A 5,382-nucleotide genomic window follows, 5' to 3' on the forward strand; every position below is an offset into this window, starting at 1 on the left:
TGGATGGCGCGGGCCCGCGCGGAGGAGCAGTTGCTCGACCCGCTGACCGGCCTGCCCAACCGGCAGTGGCTGCTGGAGCGCATCTGGACCGCGCTCGACGACGCCGAACGCATCGGCGCCCGCTCGGCGTTGATGCTGATAGACCTCGACCGCTTCCGGTCGGTCAACGACACCCTCGGCCATCTCGCCGGCGACCGGCTGCTGTTGCAGATCGCGGACCGGCTCCAGAACGCCCTGCCGGACGGAGCGGAGGCCGCGCGGCTCGGCGGGGACGAGTTCGCCGTCTTACTGCCGGTGGCCGACTCCACCACGTCGGCCACTCGCATCGCGCGCGGGCTGGTCACCGCGCTCGGTTCGCCCCTCGACCTCGACGGACTCACGCTCGTGCTGGAGGCCAGCGCGGGTGTCGCCGTCTTCCCCGACCACGCGCTGGACGCCGAGGGCATGCTGCGCCGCGCGGACGTGGCGATGTACCAGGCCAAGCGGGACCGCTCCGGCGTGGAGGCGTACGAGTCCAAGCGGGACTCCAACACCCCCGACCGGCTCGCCCTGCTCGGCGATCTGCGCCGGGCACTGGACGCGCGCGAGGTCCAGCTGCACTACCAGCCCAAGGTCCGCTTCGACGGCCAGGTGGCCGGCCTGGAGGCCCTGGTGCGCTGGGTGCACCCGGAGCGGGGCAAGGTGCCGCCGGACGAGTTCATCGCGATAGCCGAGTCCTCCGGGCTGATGCCGCACCTCACCGAGTACGTGCTGGAGACCGCCCTCGCGCAGGTCGCCCGCTGGCGCGAGCAGGGGCTCAGGGTGCCGGTCGCGGTGAACGTCTCCCCGCGGGACGTGCACACCCCGGGCTTCGCCGGTTCCGTCGCCGCCCGGCTGGCCCGGCACGGGGTCCCGGCGGGGGCGCTGCAACTGGAGATCACCGAGCATGTGCTGCTGGAGGACCCGCAGCGGGCCGCCGACACCCTGGCCGCGCTCGCCGGACACGGCGTGAAGATGTCCCTGGACGACTTCGGCACCGGCTACTCCTCCCTGGTCCACCTGCGGCGGCTGCCGGTCAGCGAACTGAAGATCGACCGCTCCTTCGTGGCCCGGCTCGCGGTGGACGCCGAGGACGCGGCGATCGTGCGCTGCACCGTCGACCTCGCGCATTCGCTCGGCCTGGTGGTCGTCGCCGAGGGCGTCGAGGACGACGAGACCTGGGAACACCTGCGCGACCTGCGCTGCGACGCCGTACAGGGGTGGCTGGTGGCCGCCGCGATGCCGCCCGAGGAGACCACGGCCTGGCTGCAGGCCCGCGGGCCCCGCGGCTGGCAGCGGCCCCGCGCGGCGCTGCCCGCGGGGGAATAGCCCCCGGCCTGTGCCGGGGGAACGTTTCCCCGCGACGATCACCGCGCCGGGGCGTACCGCCCCGCCGTGCGCCCCCGGCCGGGGGCCCCTGGGGAAACCGTTTAACGGTGACCGGCCCCCGACCCATAGGATTGGGCCAAACCACACACACTCACCCCAGAGGATCGCTGCATGCCTGGCATCACGCGCGAGGAGGTCGCCCACCTCGCCCGGCTGGCGCGTCTGGAGCTGAAGCCCGAAGAGCTCGACCACTTCGCCGGCCAGCTCGACGACATCATCGGCGCGGTCGCCCGCGTCAGCGAGGTCGCCGACCAAGACGTACCGCCGACCTCGCACCCGCTCCCGCTGACGAACGTCATGCGGGCGGACGAGGTCCGTCCCTCGCTCACCCCCGCGCAGGCGCTCTCCGGCGCCCCCGCCCAGGAGCAGCAGCGTTTCAAGGTGCCGCAGATCCTGGGGGAGGACTAAGAAGTCATGACCGACATCATCAAGCTCACGGCCGCCGAGACCGCCGAGAAGATCGCCTCCGGCGAGCTGACGGCCGTCGAGGTCGCCGAGGCACACCTCGCGCGCATCGAGGCCGTCGACGAGAAGGTGCACGCCTTCCTGCACGTCGACCGCGAGGGCGCCCTCGCCCAGGCGCGCGCGGTGGACGCCAAGCGCGCCCGCGGCGAGAAGCTCGGCCCGCTGGCCGGCGTCCCGCTCGCGCTGAAGGACATCTTCACCACCGAAGGCGTGCCGACCACGGTCGGCTCGAAGATCCTCGAGGGCTGGCTCCCGCCGTACGACGCGACGCTCACCAAGCGGCTGAAGGCCGCCGACGTCGTCATCCTCGGCAAGACCAACATGGACGAGTTCGCCATGGGGTCCTCCACCGAGAGCAGCGCCTACGGCCCGACCGGCAACCCCTGGGACCTCACCAAGATCCCCGGCGGCTCCGGAGGCGGCTCCGCCGCCGCGCTCGCCGCCTACGAGGCTCCGCTCGCCATCGGCACCGACACCGGCGGGTCCATCCGCCAGCCGGCCGCCGTCACCGGCACCGTCGGCGTCAAGCCGACCTACGGCTCGGTCTCGCGCTACGGCATGGTGGCCTTCTCCTCGTCCCTGGACCAGGGCGGTCCCTGCGCCCGCACGGTGCTGGACACGGCTCTGCTGCACGAGGTCATCGCGGGCCACGACCCGCTGGACTCCACCTCCATCGACGCCCCCGTACCGCCGGTCGTCGAGGCCGCGCGCAACGGCTCGGTGGCGGGCATGCGGGTCGGCGTCGTCAAGCAGTTCCGCGGCGAGGGCTACCAGGCCGGTGTCCTCCAGCGCTTCGACGAGTCCGTCGAGCTGCTCAAGGAGCTGGGCGCCGAGATCGTCGAGCTGGACTGCCCGTCCTTCGACCTCGCGCTGTCGGCGTACTACCTGATCGCGCCGTCCGAGTGCTCGTCCAACCTCGCCCGCTTCGACGGCCTGCGCTACGGCCGCCGGGTCGGCGACGACGGCACCCACTCGGCCGAGGAGGTCACCTCGCTCACCCGCGAGGCCGGCTTCGGCGCCGAGGTCAAGCGCCGCATCATGCTCGGCACGTACGCCCTCTCCAGCGGCTACTACGACGCCTACTACGGCTCCGCGCAGAAGGTCCGCACCCTCATCACGCAGGAGTTCGAGAAGGCCTTCGAGCAGGTCGACGTGATCGTCTCCCCGACGACGCCGACCACCGCCTTCCCGATCGGCGAGCGCGCCGACGACCCGATGGCGATGTACCTCGCGGACCTGTGCACCATCCCGACGAACCTCGCGGGCAACGCGGCCATGTCGCTGCCGTGCGGTCTCGCCCCGGAGGACAACCTCCCCGTCGGCCTCCAGATCATCGCCCCGGCGCTGAAGGACGACAGGCTGTACAAGGTCGGCGCCGCCGTCGAGGCCGCCTTCGTGGAAAAGTGGGGTCACCCGTTGATCGAGGAGGCACCGTCCCTGTGAGCGCACTGAACAAGGCCAAGGGCTTCAAGCAGTCGAGGTCCGGCACGTACCTGTCCATGGCCGGCACCGCGTTCAGCGCGGTCGGCGTGGCCAAGCAGATCAAGAAGGCCCGGTCGGAGCAGGACACGCTGCGCCTGATCGACGCCGCCGTGTCCGCCGTCGCCATCGTCACCGGACTCGCCATCCTCTACCGCGAGCTGAAGCGGCTGGGCGACGACGACGTCCTGCTGGGCTGAGAGGGAAGTTTTCACCGTGACCACCACGACCGACCTGGTGTCGTACGAGGACGCGCTGTCGTCGTACGACCCCGTCATGGGCCTCGAGGTCCATGTCGAACTCGGCACCCGCACCAAGATGTTCTGCGGCTGTTCGACCGAGCTGGGCGCCGAGCCCAACTCGCAGACCTGCCCGGTCTGCCTCGGTCTGCCCGGCGCGCTCCCGGTCGTCAACGCGACCGGCGTCGAGTCCGCCATCAAGATCGGCCTCGCGCTGAACTGCTCGATCGCCGAGTGGTGCCGCTTCGCCCGGAAGAACTACTTCTATCCGGACATGCCGAAGAACTTCCAGACCTCCCAGTACGACGAGCCGATCGCCTTCGACGGTTACCTCGACGTGCAGCTGGAGGACGGTGAGACCTTCCGCGTGGAGATCGAGCGCGCCCACATGGAGGAGGACACCGGCAAGTCGACGCACGTCGGCGGTGCCACCGGCCGTATCCACGGCGCGTCCTACTCGCTGCTGGACTACAACCGCGCGGGCATCCCGCTCATCGAGATCGTCACCAAGCCCATCGAGGGCGCGGGCGAGCGGGCCCCCGAGGTCGCGCGCGCCTACGTCCGCGAGCTGCGCGAGGTCATCCGGGCCCTCGGTGTCTCCGAGGCGCGGATGGAGATGGGCCAGATGCGCTGCGACGTGAACCTGTCGCTGCGCCCGCACGGCCGGGAGAAGTTCGGCACGCGGTCGGAGACGAAGAACGTCAACTCGCTGCGCTCGGTCGAGCGCGCCGCCCGCTTCGAGATCATGCGCCACGCGGCCGTGCTCGACGGCGGGGGCACGATCATCCAGGAGACCCGCCACTTCCACGAGGACACCGGGTCGACGACCTCGGGCCGCGTGAAGGAGGAGGCCGAGGACTACCGGTACTTCCCGGAGCCCGACCTCGTCCCCGTGGCGCCGTCGCGCGAGTGGGTCGAGAAGATCCGCGCCGGGCTGCCCGAGCTGCCGCTGGCCCGCCGTACCCGCCTGCTGGCGGAGTGGGGCATCTCGGCCACCGACATGCAGTCGATCACCAACGCCGGTGCGCTGGACCTGATCGTCGCCACCATCGACGCCGGTGCCGACGCGGCCTCCGCCCGCAAGTGGTGGATGGGCGAACTGGCGCGCAGCGCCAACGAGTCGGGCACCTCGCTGGACGACCTCGCGATCACGCCGGTGCAGGTCGCGCGGGTCACCGAGCTGGTGAACTCCGGTGACCTGAACGACAAGCTGGCCCGCCAGGTCATCGAGGGCGTCCTCGCCGGTGAGGGCACGCCGGACGAGGTCGTGGAGAAGCGCGGTCTGAAGGTCGTCTCCGACGAGGGCGCGCTGACCACCGCCGTCGACGAGGCCATCGCCGGCAACCCGGCCATCGCGGACAAGATCCGCGGCGGCAAGGTGGCGGCGGCCGGCGCGCTGGTCGGCGCGGTCATGAAGGCCACCCGTGGCCAGGCCGACGCCGCCCGCGTCAAGGAGCTGATCCTGGAGCGGCTGGGTGTGAGCGAGGGCTGAGTCCCGCGCCGGACGTGGCCCCGGAGGTTGACTCCTCCGGGGCCACGTCCGCTTTCCGGGGGCCGCGGAAAGGCCCCCGGGACGCAGGCGCTACGCTCGCCCGCCATGAGTGGACGTACCGATTCCGTCGCCGGACCCGCCGAGGCCGAGGAGGCGGAACGGGCGGAGCCCGTCATACGGCACGAAGAGGACGCCGTGGACGCCGACTTCCACGACGAGGCCCGCCGCGCCCGCTGGCTCGCCACCGGCACCGGCGCCCTCCTCACCCTCGCCGGAGTCGCCGCCGCCCTGCTCCGCCTG

General features: G+C 71.7%; 5 protein-coding genes and 1 pseudogene. All 6 read left to right on the forward strand.

Going from position 1 to position 5,382, the window contains the following annotated elements; translation table 11 throughout:
• A partial coding sequence (locus CCN33_RS26695) for a putative bifunctional diguanylate cyclase/phosphodiesterase (protein ID WP_140394692.1) occupies positions 1 to 1,347 on the forward strand: 1,347 nt, incomplete at its 5' end.
• A 171-nt stretch (positions 1,348 to 1,518) separates the two neighbouring features.
• Positions 1,519 to 1,815, forward strand: coding sequence for an Asp-tRNA(Asn)/Glu-tRNA(Gln) amidotransferase subunit GatC (gatC, locus tag CCN33_RS26700; protein WP_018544665.1), 297 nt, complete (start codon positions 1,519 to 1,521; stop codon positions 1,813 to 1,815).
• A 6-nt stretch (positions 1,816 to 1,821) separates the two neighbouring features.
• Positions 1,822 to 3,315: an Asp-tRNA(Asn)/Glu-tRNA(Gln) amidotransferase subunit GatA gene (gatA, locus tag CCN33_RS26705; RefSeq protein WP_086696012.1), complete on the forward strand. Its 1,494-nt coding sequence runs from the start codon at positions 1,822 to 1,824 to the stop codon at positions 3,313 to 3,315.
• Complete coding sequence (locus CCN33_RS26710; protein WP_086696013.1) at positions 3,312 to 3,551, forward strand: hypothetical protein; 240 nt, start codon at positions 3,312 to 3,314, stop codon at positions 3,549 to 3,551. Before gatA ends, CCN33_RS26710 begins: the two co-directional genes overlap by 4 nt.
• Before the next feature lie 16 nt (positions 3,552 to 3,567).
• Positions 3,568 to 5,082 carry an Asp-tRNA(Asn)/Glu-tRNA(Gln) amidotransferase subunit GatB gene (gatB, locus tag CCN33_RS26715; protein WP_086696014.1) on the forward strand — a complete coding sequence of 505 codons (1,515 nt, stop codon included), beginning with the start codon at positions 3,568 to 3,570 and terminating at the stop codon, positions 5,080 to 5,082.
• Between the two features lie 105 nt (positions 5,083 to 5,187).
• Positions 5,188 to 5,382: pseudogene (locus CCN33_RS26720) on the forward strand (hypothetical protein); the annotation flags it as partial.

Origin of the sequence: Streptomyces recifensis (genome assembly GCF_002154615.1) — a bacterium.
In the GTDB taxonomy this organism is placed as follows: Bacteria; Actinomycetota; Actinomycetes; order Streptomycetales; family Streptomycetaceae; genus Streptomyces; species Streptomyces griseoluteus.